This window comes from Pandoraea sp. B-6, from assembly GCF_000282835.1.
GTDB lineage: Bacteria > Pseudomonadota > Gammaproteobacteria > Burkholderiales > Burkholderiaceae > Pandoraea > Pandoraea cepalis.
In genome coordinates, this window is record NZ_KB290492.1 from 1 (window position 1) to 24,271 (window position 24,271).

The 24,271-nt window shown below is 59.8% G+C and carries 16 protein-coding genes; 7 read left to right on the forward strand and 9 right to left on the reverse strand.

The window, feature by feature from the left end:
- Positions 1 to 287, forward strand: a 287-nt coding sequence (locus A985_RS0103605) for a RidA family protein (protein ID WP_017232046.1), incomplete at its 5' end; no start/stop codon positions are given.
- Positions 288 to 452: 165 nt separating this feature from the next.
- Here the strand turns inward: A985_RS0103605 and A985_RS0103610 are convergent.
- Positions 453 to 2,105: a hypothetical protein gene (locus A985_RS0103610; RefSeq protein ID WP_017232047.1), complete on the reverse strand. Its 1,653-nt coding sequence runs from the start codon at positions 2,103 to 2,105 to the stop codon at positions 453 to 455.
- Positions 2,106 to 2,634: 529 nt separating this feature from the next.
- Entirely contained in the window at positions 2,635 to 3,561 is a 927-nt protein-coding gene (locus A985_RS0103615; RefSeq protein WP_017232048.1) for a hypothetical protein, read from the reverse strand.
- 1,332 nt (positions 3,562 to 4,893) lie between these two features.
- Here A985_RS0103615 and A985_RS0103620 point away from each other — a divergent pair.
- The 3 genes from A985_RS0103620 to A985_RS0103630 are packed head-to-tail and all read left to right on the forward strand — an operon-like array spanning position 4,894 to position 8,721.
- Positions 4,894 to 5,334, forward strand: a complete 441-nt coding sequence (locus A985_RS0103620; RefSeq protein WP_017232049.1) for a hypothetical protein — start codon at positions 4,894 to 4,896, stop codon at positions 5,332 to 5,334.
- Between the two features lie 46 nt (positions 5,335 to 5,380).
- The gene (locus A985_RS0103625) at positions 5,381 to 6,529 is read left to right on the forward strand and encodes a hypothetical protein (protein ID WP_039829833.1); all 1,149 of its coding nucleotides are present in this window, start codon (positions 5,381 to 5,383) and stop codon (positions 6,527 to 6,529) included.
- Positions 6,526 to 8,721: a hypothetical protein gene (locus A985_RS0103630; RefSeq protein ID WP_026131617.1), complete on the forward strand. Its 2,196-nt coding sequence runs from the start codon at positions 6,526 to 6,528 to the stop codon at positions 8,719 to 8,721. The genes A985_RS0103625 and A985_RS0103630 overlap by 4 nt, the downstream gene beginning before the upstream one ends.
- Before the next feature lie 184 nt (positions 8,722 to 8,905).
- Here the strand turns inward: A985_RS0103630 and A985_RS0103635 are convergent, their stop codons facing one another.
- The 4 genes from A985_RS0103635 to A985_RS0103650 all read right to left on the reverse strand — a co-directional run bounded on the left by A985_RS0103635 (position 8,906) and on the right by A985_RS0103650 (position 12,342).
- Complete coding sequence (locus A985_RS0103635) at positions 8,906 to 10,084, reverse strand: hypothetical protein (protein ID WP_157211339.1); 1,179 nt, start codon at positions 10,082 to 10,084, stop codon at positions 8,906 to 8,908.
- 72 nt (positions 10,085 to 10,156) lie between these two features.
- Positions 10,157 to 10,849: a hypothetical protein gene (locus A985_RS0103640; RefSeq protein ID WP_198288641.1), complete on the reverse strand. Its 693-nt coding sequence runs from the start codon at positions 10,847 to 10,849 to the stop codon at positions 10,157 to 10,159.
- A 58-nt stretch (positions 10,850 to 10,907) separates the two neighbouring features.
- The gene (locus A985_RS0103645; RefSeq protein WP_017232054.1) at positions 10,908 to 11,483 is read right to left on the reverse strand and encodes a hypothetical protein; all 576 of its coding nucleotides are present in this window, start codon (positions 11,481 to 11,483) and stop codon (positions 10,908 to 10,910) included.
- Positions 11,484 to 11,541: 58 nt separating this feature from the next.
- Positions 11,542 to 12,342, reverse strand: a complete 801-nt coding sequence (locus A985_RS0103650; protein WP_017232055.1) for a hypothetical protein — start codon at positions 12,340 to 12,342, stop codon at positions 11,542 to 11,544.
- Between the two features lie 239 nt (positions 12,343 to 12,581).
- On the opposite strand from A985_RS0103650, the gene istA reads away from it, so the two are divergent.
- Positions 12,582 to 14,105, forward strand: coding sequence for an IS21 family transposase (istA, locus tag A985_RS0103655; protein ID WP_017232056.1), 1,524 nt, complete (start codon positions 12,582 to 12,584; stop codon positions 14,103 to 14,105).
- 9 nt (positions 14,106 to 14,114) lie between these two features.
- Entirely contained in the window at positions 14,115 to 14,897 is a 783-nt protein-coding gene (istB, locus tag A985_RS0103660; RefSeq protein WP_017232057.1) for an IS21-like element helper ATPase IstB, read from the forward strand.
- Here istB and A985_RS0103665 read toward each other — a convergent pair.
- Positions 14,868 to 15,593 (reverse strand): dsDNA nuclease domain-containing protein, encoded by a 726-nt coding sequence (locus tag A985_RS0103665; protein WP_017232058.1) that lies wholly within the window; start codon positions 15,591 to 15,593, stop codon positions 14,868 to 14,870. The genes istB and A985_RS0103665 overlap by 30 nt on opposite strands.
- Positions 15,594 to 16,162: 569 nt before the next feature.
- Here A985_RS0103665 and A985_RS0103670 point away from each other — a divergent pair.
- Positions 16,163 to 19,456, forward strand: a complete 3,294-nt coding sequence (locus tag A985_RS0103670; protein ID WP_017232059.1) for an NERD domain-containing protein — start codon at positions 16,163 to 16,165, stop codon at positions 19,454 to 19,456.
- Positions 19,457 to 19,596: 140 nt separating this feature from the next.
- Here the strand turns inward: A985_RS0103670 and A985_RS0103675 are convergent, their stop codons facing one another.
- Positions 19,597 to 20,763 (reverse strand): DUF4238 domain-containing protein, encoded by a 1,167-nt coding sequence (locus A985_RS0103675; RefSeq protein ID WP_017232060.1) that lies wholly within the window; start codon positions 20,761 to 20,763, stop codon positions 19,597 to 19,599.
- A gap of 7 nt (positions 20,764 to 20,770) precedes the next feature.
- The gene (locus A985_RS0103680) at positions 20,771 to 24,268 is read right to left on the reverse strand and encodes a DEAD/DEAH box helicase (protein ID WP_017232061.1); all 3,498 of its coding nucleotides are present in this window, start codon (positions 24,266 to 24,268) and stop codon (positions 20,771 to 20,773) included.
- Between the last annotated feature and the right edge of the window lie 3 nt (positions 24,269 to 24,271).

A 24,271-nucleotide genomic window follows, 5' to 3' on the forward strand; every position in this document is an offset into this window, starting at 1 on the left:
ACGAAAGGCTGGCCGGTCCAACGGGAGCTGCCGCTCCCGATGTCGCTCAGCAGACACGCGAAGCGCTAACGCGTGTAGATTCGCTTCTCGAGAAGGCGGGGAGCGATCGTTCTCGGATCCTGTCCGCGCTGATTCATCTTCGAGACATGCGCGACTTCTCGGCGATGAATGAAGTCTGGGAGTCGTGGATACCCTTTGGGATGGCACCGGCGCGAACGACGGTTGAAGCACGCCTAGCAGACGCGGAACTCTTGTTCGAGGTAACAATCACGGCCGCCGAAGTGTAGCAAAAATTGTTGAGCTGAGGCGCCGGGCAATAGCAGCTACCGAAACCATATGAATTTTGACAGACAGCAGCTGGAGACGTTCGCCGCCGGTTTTGCCATCCCGACAAGGGTGGTGTCCTGCCAAAGCAGGTTCCTCGCACGATGACGACCCAACGAACGAGTCCTCTACTGCTGTTTCTGCAAAGCGTGTGGGCGTTCCACAAGCGAGCCGACGATGAGCTCCGCCCATCGCAGGCAGTCGAACACCAGCGACCTCAAGATCGGTTTGGTGCCGTGGACATCGCCCATGTGAGAGCGAAGTGTTTGCATCACATAGGCTCCCTGGTTGAGCGCGCCTTCAAGGTTCTTCCTGAACGGAGAAACCTCCGTTTGTGTCCATCCTAGCGCAGTGAGCTGGCGATCAAGTTCAATCATCACTCCTTTGGCCAGGGCGGCTCGTTTGCACCGTTCCTGGAAGGATGCTTTTGTCGGATCCCCAAGACTTCGCTCTTCGTAGACTTTAGACGTGGCAGCGTCCACTGCACCGCATGCGGCAGAGATGGCGCCGCCCAGGTCGCCGTCGCGCAGGCGTTGCGCTGCCTTCAAAAGGTCCTTGTGGGATTCGCCGGGTGTGTCTGCCAGCGTACCGGTGTCAAATACGTTCAGCGGCACGAGCGTCTGATTCACGAATGACCAGCCCAGTCGGCTCAAATACTCGGAGAGCTTCTCCTGCATCTCTGAGCGTCGTCGAAGTATTTCTTCGACCAGGATTGTCAGAAAGTGGTATCTGGCATCTGAGTCCATCGTTCCGACCTGCTCGTCTATTGCCGACATCAACTGGCCCTTGGTAGCGCCACCCTGCGACTTCTGGACCAGATGAGCAGTGGCCGTGACATCGAATCCGGCAAGACCGGCTATTTCCTTGATGTCATCGAAACGAAACTCCTGCAGGCAGGCCCGAGCCGCAGGCCACGCTCGAATGACGCCATCCATTTGTTTGATCTCCGTGGGTTTTGTCGACACCTGCACGACGGTGAGTCGACGAACCTCAGGAACGATGAAGCTTTTGACGAGCTCCATCGCTTCAACAGCGTTGCCCCGCAGAGGCGTCAACGCTCGCAGTCGTCCAGCCAGGCCGCGCCAACCGATTGTTTCGCAGTACATGCGCAGCGTATTGATTTTCCCGGTGAGTACAGAGTCGATGACGCCTTGGGGTTCAAGGTCGTCGTAGTATTCGTTGAGGGCGAAGTTCATGCCTTCAAGGTCCGAACTCACAGATAGTAGTGCTTCAGCCTGTGCCGCCGGCAGCGCGCGCTCCACGTCACGCTCCGGTTCGCGGTCGCGGAAGTCAATCGCTGGAATGATCTCAAACGATTCGAAGGAGGCGCGAGGTGCGCTCCAGCTACGCACTTCATCAAGAAGCTGCGCGTAGGTTTCGTTTTTCAGGATGCCTTCTCCCGGGCAGACATAGGCGTCCTCTTTCCGGATATCGGTCGTCCAACCGGCGCACCAGCAAGAGGTATCCAGCATCATCTGCAGCGCTGAAGCCACTTCCTGGACTGAAAGTCGAGCTTGCGCAGCCAATGACGTAACGGGAACCTGTGCCTGCTGGGTTTGCCGATACTGCAGACGAAGAGCGGCATACACACGCTCGATGTTTGACAGCAGGCGCTGTGCTGGTTCGGCGTCCAGGAAAGACAGGGCAGACGATCGAACAACATAGTTATCGTTCTCTCGTCTGATCAGATCACCCGCTTCGAGTTGATCAAGCGTGGCGACTTCCGGGTAGTTTTCGGCACGGAACTTGAGCGCGGGTACACCCGCATCCAGGAGCAGCATCTGTTCGAGCAGTCGATTTAACAGTGATCGCTGAGACTCGGGCAGTTGGCTGGCGCTCGCATCACGCTGTGCGGCGCTTGTGGAGGAGGCCGAGTGTATGTTTACTGGGGCAGAGTGCACGGCTCAATCCGTAGGTCGAAAGTTTGAATCATATTATGGCAAGCGGAGGCACGGAGGACAAAGCAGGAAGCTTGCCGAGCAGCAGCTTAATCGACTGCGCCAGCTGCGAGCGTTGTTCCGCATAGCCCCTCAATGTAGTCAGTCCAGATCTGCATCACGTGGCGATAAGCGGGTTGGAAAACACGCAAACGGTTGCAGGCTCCGCTCGGGGCATTCCGCTTCCAGCTTTCCGGGCAGTGCTCGCAGGTTGTCACGAATGAGGCTGGCGATGTCGCCAGCAGGTATGGTCACTTGAAAGCGAAGCATACTCGCGCGGTGCGCGGCCGGCAGGACGGATTGTCTAACCCCGCGTCGGGGCGTCGCGGGACACCCCGACAGCGTATCCCGTTCGGGATCCGCTTATTGCTGGTCAGCGAGGCCAGTCGTCGCTGCGTACATGATCGAAGAAACTGGGGCCGACTTCGATACGCAGCGAAGCATGACGCTGCAAGATTTTCTTCGCCACCTCGGGTGAGGCGTAGTCCGTGAAATCGAGGAGGTAGCCGTAGGTCATTTCACCGCTGTTTCCGTCCAGCTCCATCGCTTCTACATCGACCAGATCGCCTACCTCATGCAGTTCCAGGCCAAGCAGTTCAGCGTAGGCTTCGGACACGCTGCGCGAAGGCGGTTCTGCATCATGATCGTCGCCCGCCCAGTTGGTATCGAGTTCCGCTTTGGCGACTTGGCAGTCCACGGATCCGTAACACTGAAGACCCAGCCGTTCCAGGCTCAGGGTTCCCTTCACATTCACCATGTGGCCGGAATAGGGGCGCTCGGTGTCGATGCCCAGGGCCACATGGCCGTCAAGGTCGATGTTCCGCGTCCCGCCAACAGGGATGGTCTGAGACTCGATCTCGAAGTCGAAATAGACCTCATCAATACCGTCGTAGTTGGCATTGGCCATCTCGCTGTTCACGCCACCATCTTCGAGGACCACTTGATCCACATGCTCTCGCACGTAAATGCCGAAGTCTGCGTGAGAGGTATGGGGGCGTGCATGAGGTGCCCGTTCCTTGAATGCTCCTGCGATCAAGTCGTGCAGTTGGCTTGAGGCCGGAGCAGCATCCAGTTCGTTGGCTCGGCGATCGAGCATGTCATAGTCGGGCACAACGTGGTAGACGTCATCCAGATGCCGGGGTTCTCGTGCAGCAGTTTGCGCAGCCTGATAGGCAGCAAGACTCTTGTAGCCAAGTGCGGCAACGACGAGCTGTTGCGCATGGCCAAGTTGCACGGGTACACCCGCAGCGACGCTGTTCTTGCGAACAGCATGGGCAAGGTTGGAAATGCCGATAGGCATACGATTCTCCTGATCTCAGCGCAGGCCAATCGAGCGATTACTTGGCCAACGCCCAGGCGACATCGCATGGTGGTGGCAAGAATAAAGATGGGGCGAAGCAGATGCAGTCTTGATTGAGCCGCTCGAAGCTCAGGCGGACGAAGCCTTGACCTCATTGTCCGCAAAAAACCGATTAAGAGCAAGCACTTGGAAAAACAGTCGAGTAGGGCGTTACCGGTACAGCCTGTCGTGGTCTCGTGCTTCGCATCGAACCTCGCTGTGCGAGTTTCGCCCCCTCCGGGCTTCCATCGCTGGCGCCTACGGCCCGGATTCCCGATCGGGGCCAGCGCGCTTCGCTTGCGTGGGGTCGGCACATCGAGGTGGCCGTTGCCTGTCCGGCCGTATTCCCTGACTTCATCCCCTTGTCCGCAACTGTTGCCCGCGGCCGTGTGCCGTCAAGGTGTGCGGGCCATGTCCTCGGTTGCACCTGCGCGAGCAGCTATCAGATGCTGGCCGGGATGTTCCGCCTATTGCCAGCTCAACATAGCCGGAACACGCCCGCGAGCATCTGATAACTGCCGGTGCCGTTGTGCGAGTTTGACCGGGCAGGGGCACGACTGGAAGACTGGGAGTTGAGCCGGGTTGACTGCTGCGCCAGGGATTGACGCCCGACAGGGGCGAGACGTGGGGACGCGGCTCGACGCGCAGCATGAAAGCCCGATCTCTATGCGTAAGCATCGGGAGGCGCACGATCGCGGTCGGGGGCGCCCTCGCTTTGATCATGAGCGGATGCGCACAATCCAACCCGCGGGTGAGACTGCCGATGGGAAGGAGGGGACGAGACGTCACGTAGCAGAGTAATCTGATGTCATTGCGTTGATGGGGTGTTGGCGACGGTTAGGTGTCGGAACTGTGACCGTGGTGGAGGCCACTGTGTGTGATATCACAGACCGGATTGAAATGCCGCGTGCTGGGTGCCAATTGAGTGCCGAGCCTCGCGCCATCTGACCGGGTGTCTGACAATGTACGACATGGGTTGACGTCCGACGAGGGGAGACGCGTTGAGCAGCAAGATGCCGCGCATGGACTTCCGGTTCCGCATCCAAGGCTGGGACGAGGAAGATCTAGGTTCGACCGCCGGCAGCCGCAACGCGAAAGGCGGCCGATGCGGCATTGCCGCCATCTGGGTTGGGGGCGCAGCGCCGATTGTCACCCGGGACAGACGTGCGGCGGATCTGCCACGGCGGGATTGTGGTGGTCAATCGCCGGCATTGTAAGATGCTCAACTGGCCGGATATTGTTGACCCGGTGCACCCGCTATGCGGACAGATTTCAGAATCCTGGAGCCGTATCATGCAGAAGACTTTCGCGCAAAGAATAGCCCTGATGAACGCCATGTATCGACTTCCGGCGCATGACGTACCCGTTGTTCCCGAGGATGTATCCGATCGCCTGAAAAAATTCAAGGCGACTTTGCTCGACGAGGTGCATGAGATCGATGACATTGTCAACGCAGCCGACAGTGGCGGGGACAAACTCGATATCGCTGTCGCCATCGCCGATCTGCTGGGTGACGTGATCGTTTACTGTCGTTCCGAGGCGCTCAAATACGGAATCCCCCTGGAGCAGGTGCTGGATATCATCATGGACAGCAACGAGAGCAAGCTCGGCGCGGATGGTAATCCCATCTACGACGCTAACGGGAAATTCCTTAAAGGCCCGAACTACTGGAAACCAGAGCCAAAAATCAGGCAACTGTTTGCCGCCAGCGAAGCTCGCTCCGGTAGCGACTGATGGCTGGCGGGCAGTGGCTGACACATTCTTGCTTGGTGCACATCAGATGAATCCATTGGTCATTTCGGAGCTGGACACGCTTGGCGATATGGAGGCGGCTTTGCGCCTTGTGCGCGACAGTGCCGGCGCTCCGCTGCAATTGAACAAGGACAGTATCGGAAAGCGTAAGGGGGCAATGCATGATGCCGCACGCCTTCAATTGCTGCTGACCTGGGCGCGTTCTTCCCAGAATCCCTATCTTCATTTTCATTCAGCAAACAACGTCGAGACGGTGTTGTCGGAGCTGTGTGACTACGCTCCCGGTATTGCAGCACTAAGATTGGCCGAAGGGGTCAAGGTTGGGGAAACTGTTGTGCCGCGACGGGTCGCGCTGGCGCGTGCCGCGGAGAAGATGCAAGATTCGGACGCCCAGGAATTGTCTCGAATCATCAAAGGGAGATGTATCGACCTGACCTGCGTGAGTGGATCCCGGGTCCAGTACCTGCGCCCGCTTTTTTCGGCGCGCAGACCGGAAGCCGTGAAGAAGAGCGAGGGAATGCATCAGCTGCTTCGCGCGCTTAGCGAGCAGATCAGCAAGGACGACGCGAGCCTGGTGCCGGACAGCTTTCTGAAGGCCTGCAGCATTTTTGCAAGTGAACTGTTTGGAAACACCCAGGAACACGCGATCCGGGACCATCGCGGCGCTTTCTATCCTGCACATGTAGAGGGATTGATCGTCAGCTGGACACAGATGGACGAAGCGATGTTTGCCCGGGATTTTCACGGGCATCCGAGGCTGGCGAGATTCTGGGACGAGGAACTGGCACCGGCCCGTGGCGGTGCATCCCGTGCCTTGCGTTGCCTTCAGCTGAGTTTCTTTGATTCGGGCCCCGGCTTTGCCAGCCGGGCGACGGGGCGCGCGACCGAAGAACTCACCCGTGCCGATGAGCGGGTGGCCCTGTTGAGCTGTCTGCGGAAGAATGTGACCACCAAACGCGAGGCTGGCGCGGGCGGCGGCTTGCCAGCGGTGCTGTCCGAGCTGAAGCAGATTGGGGGATTGCTGAGGATCCGTTCGGGGCGACACGCGGTGTTCAACGTATTCGATCAGGGCGAAGACCGCGACCTTTTCGAGTTTTCAGACTGGGCGCGCGATGAACTCGCCCCGGTAACAGGCGCCGTCATTACGCTGCTTGTTCCGTTGCGCAAAACTCCATGAAAAATTCATATTCCTTTATGGCTTCGGGGACGTGTCGAAGCTCGGGGGCGGCGATCGACGCGAGGTGCATCGTTTTCGATGACCGGTCGCCAATCACTGACCTGGAATTCTTCGATGAACTGCAGACGGCACTGAAGCTGTCCGAGACGCTGCCAGATTGCGTGGTCATCCTGTCCAGTCCCACTATGTCCCAGCGTCTCTGCGGATACTGGTCGACTTCGACTGACCAGCGTAATAACTTCATGGCGCGTGGTGCGCGGGAAGGTGTTCACTACGTCAAGAGCTATTACTTCTTCGCTTGGGACGCGCACGGGCTGAGGCTCGAAACATCGGAGCATGCGCAGCCGTCTCCGTCTCCGTTCGACCTGCCTGTCGACGATTTTTGCGAGCAGGGGCTGCGGCAACTGGTAAAGGACAATCCGGTGGTCCAGGTGGCGCCGGCGGGGCACGTGTTCAAGCATCCTTCCGGCACGATCAACAAGGTGTTCATCCAGGCGCGCGAACTGCCCGTCAGTGAACCCGAACTGTGCTTCCTTGGGCGGTCCCTGAGCCGGGCGCTCTCGCCCGGGTTGCTGAGCGACGTGCAAACCGTGTTCGTGGACACGATGAGCATCTATCCGTTCGTCCGTGAGGCACTGGATTTTGCCGGTGCAACCGCACGTATTCACAGTTTTCACTCGTATGGTGCCTTGAGCGAGCTCTCCCCTCCGAGCGAGCCGTATGTTGTAGTCATCTCGGCGTCGACCACCGGGGGGATGGCGCGGAAACTTTGCGAGAATCAGGGGTTTGATGACAAGCGGGTGCTGACGCTTATCGATGTAAGCGCTGCGGAGCGGAAGGGGACGGTGCTGATACCGCTTGATATGGTCGATGACATCTACGGCGCACATCTCGCCAATGGCACTGAAACTGAAATCGAGCTTGTTGGCGAGCACTTTTCCTCCAAGGCGAAACCGCCGCGTGCGGTGACCTTGGGGCAACCGCATACGCCGAAGGATCTGATCAGGGTTCTCAAAGAGTTCGGTATCGGCGGCACACGAGCCATCAATCACGTGCCGGCGGGGCGAAGCGCTTCCAAGCTGGTATGTATCGATGCTGACCGGGTCGCCGCACGTCAAAATTTTCATGACTGGCTCCAAGCTGAAATTCCGTGGAGCGTTTCAATTGCCACCGATCACATCGTCTTCACAAACGACGTCGGATCGGAGTCAGTAGCAGCGCTGGCCGCCGATATCATCGAACGGGCCAAAGGAGCGCGCCCCAGAATCATTGGATATCGCGATCTGGATGCCGCTTCGCTTTCGGCTGCGCAAGGGGTACTCGTGGTCACTGCGGTCGCTGGCGACGGTGGGCTGCTGCGCGAGATCAGCCGGGATCTGCGAGAGTTTGTATCGCCGGCGCTTCCCCGTCATTTTCTCGTCGGTGTTGGGCTGCCGCAGACCGGGGAAGCCTGGGAGAGGTTACGTCAGTTCCTCGAACGGAACACGACGCATCGCCGTTATGGATTCTCATCCTGGCTGGTCCTGCCAATAGGTCCGGATGGCAGCGACAGTGCCTGGCGCGATCTGGTCGAACTTACCGCGCGAGCTGAACTGGCTGCTCTACCGACAGGCCTCGACGCCGCGACCGCTGAGGAGGCGCTGACTGCGTTGTCCAAGGCCGTCGACGTGGCCTATAACGACTTTTTACCGAAGAGTGACGGGGCAGCGCTGGGTCTTTCAGACGGTTTTCTGTTTTTTGGTGATGCCTTCAAGGACCGGCTTGCCGAGGTGACGCCCGCGACGACCTACCTCGCCGTGTCGTCCGTGCTTCAGGCTGCACGTGACCTGAAGATCGCATCGAACCAGCTTCGCCCTACAGGGTACGAGTCCGTCGTGCTCGCGCCCGAAAACTTCCTGAGGTTCAACGACAACCTGCTGCAGGCATGCATACTACGGGCGGCACACCCGTCCGAACTCGATTACTCTGCCAGCCCGCACCTGAGTACCTTGATGAAAGAGTTTCTCATCAAGATTTTTGCGCGCCATGCTCACCCCTATGGTGCGGCCGCGCTGGAGTTTGCCGCCGCGCTTGCGACCGGACGGCTGAAGCTGAAGAAAGCGGACGCTCAGGACGTGGTCACCGTCGCGGTCGAGAAGCTGCAAGGACAGCCGTCAGCGTTGCTGGGTCTGCTCTTGATGGTAGGCGGTTAAAACGCGTCGACCAACTGCGACGGTTAGGTATGAGGCGATGTCGCAGCGATCGCCGGAAATCCAGAACCAGGTCTGCGCGGCAGGATAGACGTAGGACGTGTTTCAATCGTTGGCACTGACCGTTCCGGTGCCTCCCGCCAGGGGCGCTCCGCATTGCATCGCGGCGTACGCCTTCACGGGCGGGTTATTTACCGCTGTAGTATGGGATGAGCGGCGGGAACTCGCGGTCGGCCGGGCGCATGTGTCGTTCGATAAGCGTGAAGTCGTACGCAAGTGCGGGAGGCGAGAACTCCTTGTCGATCAGTACGAGCTGGATGCCGCGAAACTCGGACTGCTCAAGCTCATAGAGCATGCGGTAGAACCCCTCAAACTGCGTGCGATTTTCACGCTCGCTGATGTTTTTCATCGGTGAGTCGATGATCAGGAGCTCAGGTAATGGCGCGCCGAGCTCGGCAGTCAGTCGATGCACGGCAACGGCGAAGCAACATTTGAACAGCGTCTTCTTGCCGCCGCTGCTCAGTGTTGCGAAGCTGGTAACAGCATGATCTCCCGGTTCTGATCCGTACACTGCGGGGAAGAATGAGGGCAACGGTATCTCGACGCGATCTTCCCGGGTGATGCCTGGTACACCAGCGCGAACCAGGCAGTCGAGAAAGAGAACCTTCAGCCGGTCGAGATTGGTCGTATCGCTTTGGGACGCAGCGCGTGCAGCCTTGAGCTGCTCCCGGACGGTTTGTTCGCGCGCGACGATGTCCGCAAGCAGGGCACGCTGCTGTTCGAGCATCCGGGGCAGTCGCGCAAAGCCGGCGAGATTATCCGCTTCCTGCAGAAAGGCGGCTCGTTCGCGCTCGTAGGCGATCACGGTTGAAAGATACGCCGTGTCATAACGGGACAGCGCTTCATTGCGTTCACGCTCAATGTGGTCCTTGCGCTTCAGGATGTTGTCCCGCCTGATGCGTAATGTCGACAGTTCATTGTCGGTGTGCGCCAGCACAGCCGTCAAATCTGTGATCCGCGCCCTGACATCACGCTCGACGAGCGCCATCTCAGTTGGGTCGATGGCGTCAACGTTGTCCGTCTGTCCGCAGACGCTACAACATCCGATTGCACGTTCGGGCAGCATTTGTGTGCAGCGTGGACAGGAATGAAACGCGACACCGGTGAGGATGGCTTTCGCCGAGACTGATCGTCGAAATTTCAGCGTCAGGGTTTCGATCTCGTGAAGATGTCGCTGGTCACGTTCCCGTGTTTCAGAAAGACTTGCGCATTGCTCATCGATGCGCGCGAGTTCCTCGCCGAGTGAGCGCGCCTGCTCACGCAGAGTGTCTGCAGCGTGCGTCGTCTGTCTTTCGCTGTCGGCCAACGCGCGGGCACTGTCGATCTGATTGCCGAGATCGGCGGCGCGTGAGCGAAGGTGGGTGATACGGGTCTGAATCTAGTGCTCCGACTCGACTCCTGTGTCCGCCAGTACGCCGGCAAGTCCCCCAATTGTGGCATTCAGTGCCTGTCGCTCGCCGCGGAGCTGATCGAGTTGTGCCTCGAGTTCGGCGACGTGCTCGTCATGGAAACCGACCACATATCGCAACACATCGCGACTCTTGTTACGCATGTAGAACGGCGCATCTTCGTCGAGATAAAAGAAGGAGCTGTCGATTTCATCCTGATCCAGGTAGCAGTACCACAGCAGATCGCGTATCGAGAGGCGAGCGCTGTCGCTGTCCTCCTTGAGCTTGCTTTTGCGGACTTTGGGCGGCTTGATGCCTGAGAACCTGAACAGGAGGTCGGAGAGGTTCTCGACATCGGTGCCGGGCAGTACTTCGCCTTCCGCCTTGCGCGCCGGGAGGGTCAACTGGTAGTCGCTGCCATCTTCGCTCCATGTTGCGATGACTCGGTCTGCGTCGCGAGGACGCTCGATGAGAAGCGTGCCGCCTGCCAGAATCAACTCGAGTGTCGCGCCCTCGAATTCATTCTGCATGGCGGGCGTCAACTGGATGTTACCGCCGAGGCAGTAGTCGACCAGTCGAACGATACTGGTCTTGCCCGCGCCCATTTGCCCCCAGAAGTAGCTGACGTCGGCAAATTCGATTTTGACGGTGTCTCGCCGCAACGCGAGGGTGAGAGATAGCAAGCGGAATTTCATGCCTGTACACGTCCTGGATCAAACGCAAGCGTTCATGGGGAGTTGATCAATAGGGTTGAATTTCTTCGCCCCATTTCATGTCCACGATTTCAGGAATCGCCTCGTAGACGAAATCCTTGAGCCGGGTTGCCGACATGGCACCAACTGACTTGAGGACGATGTCGGCACGTCGAGACAGGTCCGAGTACATGCGATCGGTGCGAAATCCTTCGGCAAGTTCGCGGCCAGCGGGCGTGAGTCCAATTTGCACGGTATTACCCTGCAGGCCAAGGGTAATGAGGCCGCGTGCGGCCAGCAGGCCGAGCCAGCGCCGATAGCGTCCATCCCAGGGGCCGTAACGGAATCGGACCATCTTCGTCTCAATTGAGGTGCGCTCACGCGGGTGGACATCTGCGACGCTGGCATCCAGCCCGAGCTTGGATAATGCGCGCTCCAGGCGGGTGGGGTAGCGCAGCAGGAAGTCAAGTTTGGCGAGCTTGGTGATGCCTTCCACGGCTTTCGCTTTCGTGAGTGCCGTTGATTTTCTGGCATCGGCGCTCCCCAGTAACACCAGCAGGCGCGCGAGATGAAAATCATCCATATTTTCGGTTTCGGCAACCGCTTTGATCAGGCGCAGACTCATCGGAATCGCTCGGCATAAGGAGGAGCATCACGGCGGCGCTGTATCGGATCGCCTTCGTTCATGGCGTGTCCGAACTGACCGGAAACCGTGGACTCCACCATGCCCGGCATTCCCCGGTCAGCAGGCCTGCGACGCCGACAAGGCACTCGTAGCTCTGGTTGCAGACTTCGCGCGCGTGCTGCGAGGCAAGGTGTCGCAGACGGTCCTGAACGTCAATCAGCATCGGGGGACCGTACGGTATCCCTCGCTGGCGCGCGCGAAGATTGGCTTCAGACAGTTCGCCATGCACGCGCTGCTCAATCTGCTGGAGTCGCTCGGGGAATGTTTCAGGGTATCGGGTTGCTTCTTCGAGCAGGTTATATTCGGCCGCACGTGCTCGCGCAAGCATGTAGTCAACATCCTCAGACAATCCAGCGGCAACGAGCTTTTGTTCAAGCACGCTGGTTTTCAGGCCGACATTGAGATCGATCGTTGGTTTGCCCGGAAACCTGAAGGAAGGCCTCCCGGCTGACGAAGGTACAGCCAGTAGCGCCTGTTCGATGTCGATACGCTTCGCCAGCAGGACTGGATCGGGATCTACCGGATCGATGAGTGCACGCAGATGCCTGATGGGGTCGCTCACCTGCAGGGACGCAGCCCGATGAACAAGTGCAACCAGGCTGTCCCTGAATGTATCGAGCTCTTCAGCGATAAACTTGCGACAGATCGGCAGCCGGGCAATGTGTTCGTGTGACAACGCGGCATCGAACTCGCCACGCGACGGACCGAGAATCAAATCCATGCGGTGCAGGGTGAGCAGCAATTCGTCAACCTCACAGCCGCAGGTGGCCAGTAGTTCGTCGAAGGCAGCATCTGTCAATGATCGCCGCTATGGAGCCAAACCGGGATCGGCGTATTGGAGCCACCTCAGGATCGGCGTAATAGAGCCAGCGGATGATCGCCGTAATGGCGCCACTTCAGGATCGCCGTAAAGGCGCCAGCCGATGATCGGCGTAATGGCGCCACCGACGCCGTAATCGGAACGCGTTTCGAACTTCCATCAACTGGTTACCCTTCGAGCTTTTGCTCGGAGGGGCCGTGGGTAACAGGAGGTTCGAAGTGTTTGAGTACCGCCAAGTCCTCGCGCGCATGCGTCAGGGCGATTCCGACCGAGACATCGCCCGCGCCGGGCTGATGGGCCGCAAGAAGTTAGCGACCATCCGCGACGCCGCCCTCCAGCACGATTGGCTCAACCCCGCGCGGCCAATGCCGGAAGACGCCGTGCTGGCCGCCATGTTCGGCCGCAATCCGCAACTGCCGCGCACCTGCGTATCGACGCTGGAGCCATTTCGCGAGTTGATCACGCAATGGTTCAACACCGACATTCAAGGCACCACGATCCATAGCGCGCTTCAGCGCAATCACGGCTATACCGGCAGCTACTCGGCCGTGCGCCGCTTCCTACAGGCGCTGAGCGTTGAGCGCGGCGTAAAGGCTACGACTGTTCTCGATTTCGCGCCGGCTGACGCCGCGCAGATCGACTTCGGCGCCGGACCGCCACTGCTCGACGCCGCCGGCAAGCCGGTCAAGACGTGGTTCTTCGTCGCGACACTGTGCTGGTCTCGCCATCAATACGCCGAGCTCGTGTTCGATCAAACCGTGGCGACGTGGCTCGCTTGCCACCGCCGGGCGTTCAACTGGTGGGGTGCAGTTCCCGCACGGCTGATCATCGACAACGCGAAGTGCGCCATCACGCGAGCCTGCATGTATGACCCGCAGGTGCAGCGCTCATACGCCGAGCTGGCCGAGGGATACGGCTTCAAGATCGACCCATGCCCGCCGCACGACCCGCAGAAGAAGGGGATCGTCGAATCGGGCGTCAAGTACATCAAGAAGTCCTTCCTACCACTGCGTACGTTCCGTGACCTGCCCGACGCCAACCGTCAGTTGCATGAGTGGGTCATGAGCGAGGCGGGCAACCGAGTGCACGGTACGACACGCGAACAGCCGTTGGGGCGCTTTGCGCTCGAGAAGCCGTTGCTGAACGCGTTGCCCGACGTGCCGCCGGTGTTGGCCGAGTGGGCCAAGGTCGGCGTACATCGCGACTGCCACGTGCAATTCCATAAGGGGCTGTACTCGGCGCCCTGCAAGCTCGTGGGGCAGACGCTTTGGCTTAAGGCGACGGACACCACCGTGCAGTTGTTCCGCGAGCATGAACTGGTTGCCGCACATTCACGGCTGCATCGCGCCGGCGCTCGCTCGACCGTGCGCGATCATCTGCCGCCCGAAGCTCAAGCCTGGCAGATGCATGACCCGCAGTGGTGTTTGGCCGAAGCGAAGCGTATCGGCGCCGCTTGCCACGCCGTCGTCCTTGCGTTGTTCAACGATCAGGTGCTGGTCAACCTGCGCGGTGCGCAGGGCATCTTGCGGCTCGAGGCCAAGGTCGGTGCGGCTCGACTCGAAGCCGCCTGTCACCGCGCGATCTCGTTTAGTAGTCCTAGATATCGCACCATCAAGACGATCCTCGATAAGGGCCTGGATCAACTGACCGAGTCCGCGCAGCCCGAACTAATTGACCTTGGCGACACCTACGCCCGCGGCGGCCGCTTCTGCCGTGACCTGCCTTCCATGATGAGCCACTGAGGACCCACTATGAACCCGATTCCCGAACTGAGCCCGATGCTCAAACAACTGCGGCTGTCCGGCATTCTTGATTCGCTCGAGCAACGCAATCGTCAGGCCATCGACGGCAAGCTCGCCTACACCGATTTCCTCGCGCTGCTGATCCAGGATGAACTCGCCCGGCGCGAGCACAAAAAGCTGAACACGCGGCTGGCGCGTGCCAGCTTCCGGCCTGGCAAGACGCTCGAATCGTTCGACTTCGACAGGCTTCCCAAGCTGAATCGCGCCGTCATCCAGGATCTGGCCACCGGCCGCTACCTGCAAGAGAACGCCAACGTGCTGATCGCAGGTCCCACCGGCGTCGGCAAGTCGCATCTAGCGCAGGCATTGGGCCATTGTGCAGCTCGCCAGGGGCATGACGTCCTGTTCCTCACGCAAACCAAGTTGCTCAACATGCTGCACGCCGCGCGTGCCGTCGGCAATTACGAGCGTCGTTTGCAGCAACTCGTACGCGTGCCGCTGATCATCGTCGACGACTTCGCCCTGAAGCCCATTACGGCGCCTCACGACGAAGCGTTTCATGACCTCGTCGCCGAACGATATGAGCGGCGTGGTTCGCTCGTCCTCACGAGCAATTTGGACTTCAGCGAGTGGGGAAACGCGTTTCCAGCCAACCGCATGCTCGGCGCCGCCACACTCGATCGGCTGCGTCACGGCGCCTACCGGATCATCCTCGAGGGCGACAGTTACCGCGTGCCGAAAAACATGCCGCAAGCACCCGTTTTAGGCATTGAAAAACGGGCCAAAAACTAGCATTCTTGACGGCGTTCGAAACCGCGTTTCCGAACCCTTCCAGGTGGCGCCTTTACGCCGATCTTCCCCGGCTCCATTACGCCGATCCGTGACAGCATCAAAGGGCGATGATATTTCAGCCCTGCTCGGACGCTGGCGGATATGCTCAAGGAATAGACGCGGGCTGCGCCCGCGTCGTTTCTGGTTGGTGCTCGCCGGCGTTGGCTCGTCGAACTCTGTATTGGAGACGAAGTAGACTTGACCAATCCGATCGCCGAATTCCGCTATGAGGTCAACGAAACGCCCGATCGACCTCGTTAGTTCGCCTTCGGCCAGGTCCCAGGCGCCGCGTTCAGGGCGTGATGTCTTGATCTGGTATGCATCAAAGACGCCCTGGTTGTCCTCGGCGAGAAAGTCCTCATGATGTTCGCACCACAGCGCGGTGTACGGTCGCGTTCCGAGCCCGGTCGCAACCATAAGCATGACCCCGAACGCGTGCTGATACCGGAAATTGCGCTCCGTGGCGTCGCCTGGGTCGCTGGTATTGCGTTTCGTTGCCGGGTTAGGCGCGCTCGGTGCACGCACGGTGGATTTGGCCTCGCCGCTCGGTCCCATAGGAATTCTGTATTTTGATTGGGTAAACCTCGTCGCTCTCGCGCAGAACATTATCAGGAAACAAGCGAATGCGGCAATGATGCCAAAGAAGCCGTCGAGCAATCCGGTTTAGTATTCCACAGTCATACGAACGTGTTGCCGTGCAGAGCCCGTCGTGCTGGCGACGACGTTATCGTATCCGTTGGGCATACGATCCCGTCATTTTCGTTTCCGAAAGAAAGGCGGACCCAGGACGCGACGACTGGGCGCCTTAACGCGACGGGAGCAACCAACGCTCCACGCCGTTCGAAGGCCGAAAACGAGTATTGCGGTGCTATTTGCCAGCTAGCGGATTTCTTCCAATCAAGCGTTTAAACTGGGAACAATATAAGTGAACTGACGGTTGGTGATCTGAAACGCCAGTTAGAGGGGGGCGACGACGTGAAAATCTCATTTGCCGGCGGGCTGACGTTTTATCGTCTTAAACGGTAGGGAGACGAGGAATTCATTGTCGAGTTCAATGAGGCTCAAGGGTATCTGACAGGAGGCTTCAAGAGGCGCAACCCATCCGCCCAGGTCTTGTTTATCGGCACGGGGGCAGTCGATTGGGATACTGATGGCCGTGTGGGTCAGGATGACGTCTCGGTCACGTAAGTTGGGCCGACACGGCGGTGCGTCTGCTGGCGTTTTCTATGAATGAGAATTTAACGAAAACCGAGATCTACGTTGGCGGGAAGATTGAGTATGCGTCAGAGCGCAAGTTCATTGCGTCCGTCCTGTCATGGTTGAGTGCTCAAAGACTCCATGCGGTTGTTCTTGCCAATATCGAGATCGATGGACGGCAGGTAGATTGCATAGTCGCGACGAACAATTTCGTGTCCGTCGTGGAGGTCAAGGCCAGTCAACTTCCCCTTCGCGGTGATCTGAACGGCGCTTGGACGCGGTTGTCAGCTTCCGGTGAGTGGACCGGCTATACGAACGCTTACCAGCAGGCGGTCGGGGCAAAAAACCGCGTTCGCGACGCGATGCAGGCAATAAAACCTGTGGGGAGTTTCCACCCCGATGGACACGTGGTGTTCACGAGCCCTCTCCCGGAGGGGTCCAATGTCACGCCTGGTAACTTCAAGGCTCGTGTGACGACAATCGACCGGTTTCCTGACCAACTCAAGCTGACGGGAACATCACCCTGGACGGTAGCTGACTGGCACGCGTTCGCGCGAAAGTTCAGGCTGACGGCGACGACCTTGGCGGAGGTCACAGGCAGTGCAGAGATGCAGGAGACGTCCGAACTCTTGCGACGCTACTGCGACGCGATGGTGTCAGAGCACGGGCCTGCCGGCAGGCAATGGTTGCCGGAGGCGGAAGGCCAGCGTGACGAGCTATCGGAGGCTGTTGCCGCCAACGCAGGGTGCTACTTCCATGGCCCATCAGGTTGTGGCAAGTCGTTGATGGCGAAGTGGTTAGTCAGCAAACTGGCTGCGCAGGGAGACCCGGTGTTCTTCCTTGCGGCCAAGAATTTTACCGGTTCGTGGGCTGATAGTCTGCGTCGGGAGGTTGGCCTGCTCGTCGATGACTTGCCCGGGGGTCTGTATCGCGCCGTAGCCCGCTCCGACCAGCCGGTTTTCCTGGTGATCGATGGGATCAACGAATTTGGCGCATCGGTGACGGAGGCCATTCGGGGTGTTCGGGCGCTGGCGCGACGCATGGGGGCGCGGCTCGTCATCACCGGGCAGGACGCCCGGCCCGCAGAGTTGAGTGGCCTGAGAGTCATCGAGGTTGCGCGCCCGACGCTCGATCTCAAGCAGCGGATCGCAATGTCGTCGGGTGGAAGCTTGAGCCCGGTCGCGCGGGACGTACTTCGCGCGATAGGATCGGGAATCGAGGCCGGCCTCGTGGGACAGATCGGCGCCGACCTGAAAGCTGACGCCACACGCCTGCTCTTGATTGAGCAGTACATTCGCAAGCGTCTGGGGCCGGGTGCGCGAGCAGGACTCTTTGGTCTGAGACAACTTGCTGGCGCGCTCCACGAGCGGGTAGCATTCTCCATGGCCGAGGCCAGCTTCGATGAACTGATGCATGCCGAAGGGCTCAGCTTCGCGCAGTGCGATGCGCTGTTTTCGGCAGGCATACTGATAAGCCGGGCCGGGCGGGTATCGTTTTCTCACGAAATGCTCCTCAACTCGTGCGTGGCGTTGAGCATGGCGCAGACAGCGACGACCGACGCGACGGGACTGGGGGAGCGACTATCGCTTCCTCTCATGGAGCCCTATGCCGGTGACATTGTTGCTGCGATCGACGATTCGGCCGTTTGTCATGCCGTACTCTCTGCAGCAACGAGTACGTCGCTGCTGGTCGATTCCGCGAGAGGGTACTTTGGAGCGATCGCGGCGTCAGCGGCGAAGGCCCTTCTGAGTGAGACGGCGGAAGCCTGTGTTGCCGAGATCCGTGGTGCTCGCCTCAGACTGTGTAAAGAAGAGAACATCGTTAAGGTCGGATGGGAGGCTGGGTGTCGACGAGACTGGACCACAGCTGAAAGGGCACGACTTCGGGCCATTGGTCGACGTGCGGTTCTTGGTCCCGGGATGGAAATTTTCCTTCAACTTTGTGCTGAAATGGACACTCGACTGGCGAGCGAGCGCCGTCGGTGGGTGGAGTTCGCTCGTCAGGAAAAGTACCCGCTCCGGAGTCAAAGTTTCTCTCTGGTCTACTACGGCTTCGGTGAATCAATCGGCTTTACTCACGTGGCCGGATCGACGCAGCGCGGTTTCGATCTTGTTTCTGAAGAAGAAATAGCCTATCGGCCGAATATTGACGAGCTCACTTCCGGCCAGCTTCACTTTTTCTTGCAGGGCCGGCGTCATTTCTTCGATCGCGAGGACGAGTGCCTTGCCGAGCATCTGATTTACCTCTTCCGCGAGCGGTTTCGTTGGGAGCCGTATCACGTCCAACTGGTCATGCTGGATTCGGTTGGTTATGCGCGCGTGGCATCCCAGGAGATCAAGGATCGCCTCGTTGAGGCTATCGGTGCGATCGAAGTGAGTCCCGGGAACTGGGGCATCAGCTCAAGCATGGTCGATGCTCTGAAGATACTGGGTGCGCTGGATGAAGGTGCAGAGGAGTCGCGCACGGAAATCAGGGCCGAGATTGCGTCCGTGCTAGTGGACGACGAGCGTAACGTCGATTGCGACCTGGCACTTGCTTTGTGCGTGAGGATGTTCGACCATCCATACGACTCGATCTATGCCGAAGAGATCCACGATCTTGACGAGGCGAAGCAGCGACGCCTGTTTCGTCGCGCGATTCAAGCTCCTGACGCCAGGCGTTCGATGAGCCTTGACTGGCTCGTTGAAAAGGTGGCGTCTTTCGGGGATCCCTTGGATGTCGCACTACTTCGGCCCTTGACGGGCTTGCCCAGCAGAATCAATCCATTTCCTCAGGAAGAGTGGGGGGCATTCGCAGCCGCGACGCGTTTCCTCGGCCGGCACCACGGTGAACTTGAACCGATCGAGGCTGCGACTAATGAAGAGCTTTGCCTGGTCGAAGTCCGTTCTTTGATCTATTTAGTTGAAGCCGGCGGGGAGGTCGGCGTCGCCGCGGTGCGGCAAGCCTGGCAACGGCTTGGTGAGTTGCGGCCGCAACTCGTTGTGGGATGCCTCAGCGAGATACAGAGGGCGCTGCGCGAACGGCCCTATCGTCGGGACGGCGTGGAATCCTATCCGCCACTGGATTTGGTGGCTGTCTACCCGGATGAATGTCTGGCCGTTGTCCGAAAGTTCATCGACGATGGAGCTTTTGCGGAGTTTTATCACCAAGTCCCAGATCAGGAGCGAGGCGTATCGTTTGCGTTCGACGTAGTGGGGGAGTACGGCGACCGGGGGGATGTGGAGAGACTTCGCCTGCGAAGCCGAACTCACCATTTCGCGCGTCATGCGCTGGCGGCTCTCCGGCGCCTCGACGGGGCGGACAATGCGGACAGGAGTGTTTGATGACTGTGATAGCCAAGTTTCATTGTCGGTTGTTCTTTGGCACTCCGTCTCGCAGGCGCTCGGCCTCCTAATCGCCGGCCCGGCCGTGCTTGATGTAATAGAGATCCCGCCGAGACGGTGCTGGCTGCCCTGTCATCTGATCAAACCTCCCCCTCAGCTTGGCCGGGCGTCGTGTTGACAGTTGGGAGTCCAGTCTGTTGGGTCGAAGCGGCTGCCATGCTGGCCTCGAGTCGCGCGGCCTTCTCAGGCGTATCGATATATTGCGACAGCGTTGGCCGGGGACCGAAGACATTCCGGCAGATAATCAAAATCTTCTTCTCATGTCGGCGCACTTCCGTGGTGATAGTGGGTACGAGTCCGGCATGGAGGCGTATCAGGTCGTCGCTTGATCGATCATGGCCGATCGTCATGCGATAGGAAAACTGCGCGACAGTCCGATTGAGCTGCCGGACTTTCCGAGTGTCGAAGATGTCACGGTGACGTGAGATCACGTTCACTGGCCTGAGTTTGCTGGAGCCGCGAAGAAGCATGCGCGCGGAAATTGGAAAGATCAGCTCGACCTCACCTGAATGGTCATAAGGCATCCGCGCATGGAACGCCTGACGAGGATCATAACTGCAGACGGGATTGTCCGAGGTGAGGAAAGGCGCGCTGGTCTTGTTGTGCAGCACCTCGAAGCCAAGCCGCAAGCAAAGATCACCAAAGTCCTTGAATTCGGCTTTCATCGCCAGCAGCGTCTCGTGCGGATTGATGCCGACCGGCACGGTGTCGAACTGTCCGGCGTAGCGCTCGAGTTCCGGGGGAAGCGCACCGATCTCTTCAGCTATCTTGTGCTCGGCGCGCAACTTGGCCTCAAGCATCAGCGCTCGACGATCGCGGGTCGCCGGAACGCGGGCGCGCATAATCGTTGCCATGCCCAAGACGTTGAAGGAGATGGCGGGTGTCAGCCGGCGGGCTGCGAGGGCTTGGACCGTTTCAGGCCATACGGTCTCGATCGTGTTCCACAAATCCTCGAAGCGATGGTTCTCTTGGTCGCCCTCTGACAGCCTCTGCGAATAGTAGTCTCGCTCGAACCCGATCGCCCGTGGCTTCATCGGGTGCGGGTCTTCCGGCGCCTCGCAGCGGTAGACCTGAACTCGACCCCGATCGTCGGCGAAGCCGTTCATATAGACGGCCGAGATGAAGTGATGCCGACGGTTGTTGCGGTTCACGTCGCCGTGCGAGGGATTGAGGGTACTAAACGGCCGCACATCGTCATCGACGGGCACGTTGCCCCATGTACCGAAATATGTGGATGGCGTTGTCATCTCCGCTTCAGGCCCCCCACAGGTCGTCGGGGCCGAGATAGCTCAGATCGAGCTGGGCGACATTCTGAGCGACAGTCGCGCGTACGAGGCCACGCCGATTTGGATTGAGCGGGTGCTGCAGCAAACCGATCGCCTGTCCGTCGGGTGCCAGCACCAGCGGCTGACCATTCCGATGGTAGAGGTTGACGGGCGCCCCTGGAGGCGCGGGTGCTGCGAACCACTGGACGTTTCCAAGATAGTCTCGTCGTGTCCAAGTCCGATTATCAGCCGGTGCGAATTCCTGCACGAATTTGAGCCACATGGCCCGAGTCTCGATCGTGGGCCAATTGGGTTGGGCCGACCAGGCCGCGAGGCCGGGCGAACGCAGCCAAGCGCGTAGTCCCACGCCGGTCGTGAACGTGGCGCCGGTATCGGTGACGGCGTTGATGGCCGCGAGCCGCGAATTGAAGCCTGCCTGGATCAGAATCGACGCGGAGCGATTCATCGTGCCGGTTTCCACGGCCGGCACGGCCAAGCCCAGCTCGTGGTCCTCCAGCGCCAGGCCGAACAAACCAACGACATCGCCGTTGGCGGCGGCGCGAACCCGCAGCGCTTCCATGGCCCAAGGCAGGCGATAGACCAGTCCGCCTTCGATGAATTGCAATGCGTCGCCCTCCTGACCAGAAACGATCGCGGAGAGTGGTTGCCCGAGCAGCCAGCAGCGCAGGATGTCGCGCCAGTTGGCCGGGAATGGATCAGGTTCGAATGGGTAGAAGGCGAACACGCGCTCCGCGATCCCGGTGATCGCGGCGATTGCCGCATCATGGTTCGACACCATGATTGCCGCGTTGGCCTGGATCAGGAGGTCGTTTGCCTCGGCCGCGACGGCGTCAAGAGCATGACCGCCTTCGAGGCCAAGACCCGCAAGGAAATAGCCGCGCCGTGTCGCGGCCGTTGAATTCGCCCAGATATAGCGGCTCCGGGTGAGCAGGGTGTTGCGATAAGCAGCCCGCGATGCGTCGTTCACGCGGAGCAGACGGCGCTGCCACAGCGACGATTGAAGGATGTTGTCGAGCGCGGCTTCGATCTGATCATCCGGCACGTCGGCTTCGCCGATGAGGCTGAGTATGGCCGTATCGAGCGTTGCCAGGTGGCGATCCCACTCGTTAAGTGCCCGCTCGCGCTTGTCGGCCTTTTCTCCGGTGATTTCTGGAAAGGTCCATGCAGCCGCATTGTTGACGACATAGTCGATCAACTGGTCAAGCTTGCCACCAAGCCGAGCATGCATGCGCGTAAGTAGAGAGAAGATGAGCTGGATGAGCCCGCTCTCCATCTCGCGCGCGCCGAGATCCTCGACCAGCCCAACCCACTCGTCGTGCTTCTTGTTCTTCGCGTCGTCAAAGATAGGAAAGAGGGCAAGGCCCTCGACATCGATGTAGGCGCGGCCAGCGCGGCCGATGACATTCTTGAATTCTGAAACCTTGATCTTCTCGCCGTGGCGGTAGAGCGAATGCATAACGACCGCGGTGGCTGACAGGTTGAGGCCTTGAGCCAATGTCGGCGATGAGATCGTGACCCTGAGCACACCATCCCGCAGCAGTCGCTCCACCTCCTTGCGATAGGCGGTCGGCAAGGCTCCATGGTGAAGCGCCACGCCAAGACGTAGGCATTTTAGGGTATCGCTGTCCTGGCCGAGCCATTCCTCGCCAAGCGCGATAGCAGTTTGAAGCGTGGCCGGGTCGACCGTGAGCAGCGGCGCGAGTGCGCCGCGCGTGTGCAAGTCGACAATGACCTTGGCGAAGGGTTCAACACTCCGGCGCTCCGGGCAGTAGATCAGAACGGTCTGGCCGTCGCTGACGAGCCGCCACGCCGTGGCAAGGCTCAGTTCCTGTTGGTTATCCGGGAAGAGCCGGGTGCGCAGCCTCTTCGGCGGCACGAACAATGGCGGCACAGCGCCGCTTAGGAAGCGAGGCACGAAGGGCCTTTCATCACCGACGCGAAGATTGAGACGTGCCGTTGGGGAATTCCAGATCACCTCACCGAACCGCAGGCGAGTCGGTCGCCAGTTACGCTTGATCGGGCCGCCAGGTTGATCGCGACGCAGCCAGGACGAGAAGTCTTCGAGCTGATCTCCGTCAGGAAGGATCGCTGAGAGGCAGACGATGCGGCGTTGATCGGCGTCCTGTCGGCGCAGGAGGCGCTGAATCTGAACCTCGTATCGAACCTCGCGCTCCCCAGGTCCGATCATGTGGCCTTCGTCGAACACGAGCAGGCCAACGTCGTCGAGAAGCGACGGATCATTCCTCAGCGCAAAGTCGAGTTTTTCAGGGGTCGCGACGACGATGTCGCGCTCGCGGATAGCGTCCTGATCAAAGCCAGATACGCCGATGCTGCCATAAAGAGCGGAGATGGTCTTGCCGAGCGGTCCGAAGGTGCGCTGGAGCGTGGTTTCGGTTTGAGCCGAGAGGGCGCGCAGCGGCGTCACGAACATCACCCGTCTGCCGCCGGCTAGGCACCGCAGGATGGACAACTCGGCGATCCGGGTCTTTCCGGCACTGGTCGGAAGCGAAACAACGAGATTGTCGGTCTGATCGACGGCGCGCGATGCTGCCTCGGTCTGCGACGGCCAGAGGTCGACCTCGGCTCTGGGACGGCGAGCGAGCACGGCGATGAAGAGCTCGCGAAGGCCGGGCCATGAAGCCGCGGCGCCACCGGCGGGGAGTACCGGCACCTTCTGGTGGAAGGTGTTTGACCAGAGATCAGAGAGTAGATGGATTGCGACCCGATGCACCCACCATTGGGGCAGCAGATTCAATTCGGCGCAGATATCCAGACCGTTGCGAAGTTGCGCGATTGCCCGGTCGACAAGGGCCTGCTCGCCGCGATCCAGCGCGAGCAGGAAAGTCGCGAAGGCGCCGAAGAAGGCATCCGTCAGAGCGAGATCCAGGCCCTCGAAGAGGAAGTCCTGCCCATCTCGGTCCGCCGCATTGGCGGCGGCCGGCTCGGCGAGGCGCTGTTGAAAGAGCGCGGCAATATTTGCGTCCGATCCTCGTCCGTCCAGACGGAAGGCATACACACGCGCCCGCAGCGCGGTAATGTCTCGGCGCATCAACAGCGCGAGCGCCTGCTCGATCGAGGAAAAATTCTCGTCGGCTGCGACGACTGCGAGGAGCGAATAGGCCCGTGCTGACAGATGAGCGAGATGATAGCTCGCCGCCGCCATGACGAAATGGAACTCGCGGTCGGCCTCAGCGCGATTGCCTTTGGCCATAACCGCCTCGAGGGCAGTCGCCGCCTGTTCGAATGCGATCCGAGCCTGGTTTGGGTCACCGCCAAGTTCGAGGAGGCGCAGCCCGAGGCCAAGCAGGCCGTAGGCGTAACTGTGGAGATCGAAGCTGAGCTGCGGGGAGAAGTCTGGGGCGCCAGGAGGCAGAACACCGTCACGCCAGATCATGGCGCGCGCTTGGCCCCTCGCGATAAGTCTGCCGCGAAAGCCCGTGGTTGCCGCGTCCGTAATGGCGGCCATGAT

Coding starts and splice junctions, on each gene's coding strand:
- A985_RS0103610 (WP_017232047.1), bottom strand. CDS start 2,105: ATGCTGCTCCTGGATGCGGGTGTACCCGCGCTCAAGTTCCGTGCCGAA.
- A985_RS0103615 (WP_017232048.1), bottom strand. CDS start 3,561: ATGCCTATCGGCATTTCCAACCTTGCCCATGCTGTTCGCAAGAACAGC.
- A985_RS0103620 (WP_017232049.1), top strand. CDS start 4,894: ATGCAGAAGACTTTCGCGCAAAGAATAGCCCTGATGAACGCCATGTAT.
- A985_RS0103625 (WP_039829833.1), top strand. CDS start 5,381: ATGAATCCATTGGTCATTTCGGAGCTGGACACGCTTGGCGATATGGAG.
- A985_RS0103630 (WP_026131617.1), top strand. CDS start 6,526: ATGAAAAATTCATATTCCTTTATGGCTTCGGGGACGTGTCGAAGCTCG.
- A985_RS0103645 (WP_017232054.1), bottom strand. CDS start 11,483: ATGAGTCTGCGCCTGATCAAAGCGGTTGCCGAAACCGAAAATATGGAT.
- istB (WP_017232057.1), top strand. CDS start 14,115: ATGAACCCGATTCCCGAACTGAGCCCGATGCTCAAACAACTGCGGCTG.
- A985_RS0103670 (WP_017232059.1), top strand. CDS start 16,163: ATGAATGAGAATTTAACGAAAACCGAGATCTACGTTGGCGGGAAGATT.
- A985_RS0103675 (WP_017232060.1), bottom strand. CDS start 20,763: ATGACAACGCCATCCACATATTTCGGTACATGGGGCAACGTGCCCGTC.
- A985_RS0103680 (WP_017232061.1), bottom strand. CDS start 24,268: ATGGCCGCCATTACGGACGCGGCAACCACGGGCTTTCGCGGCAGACTT.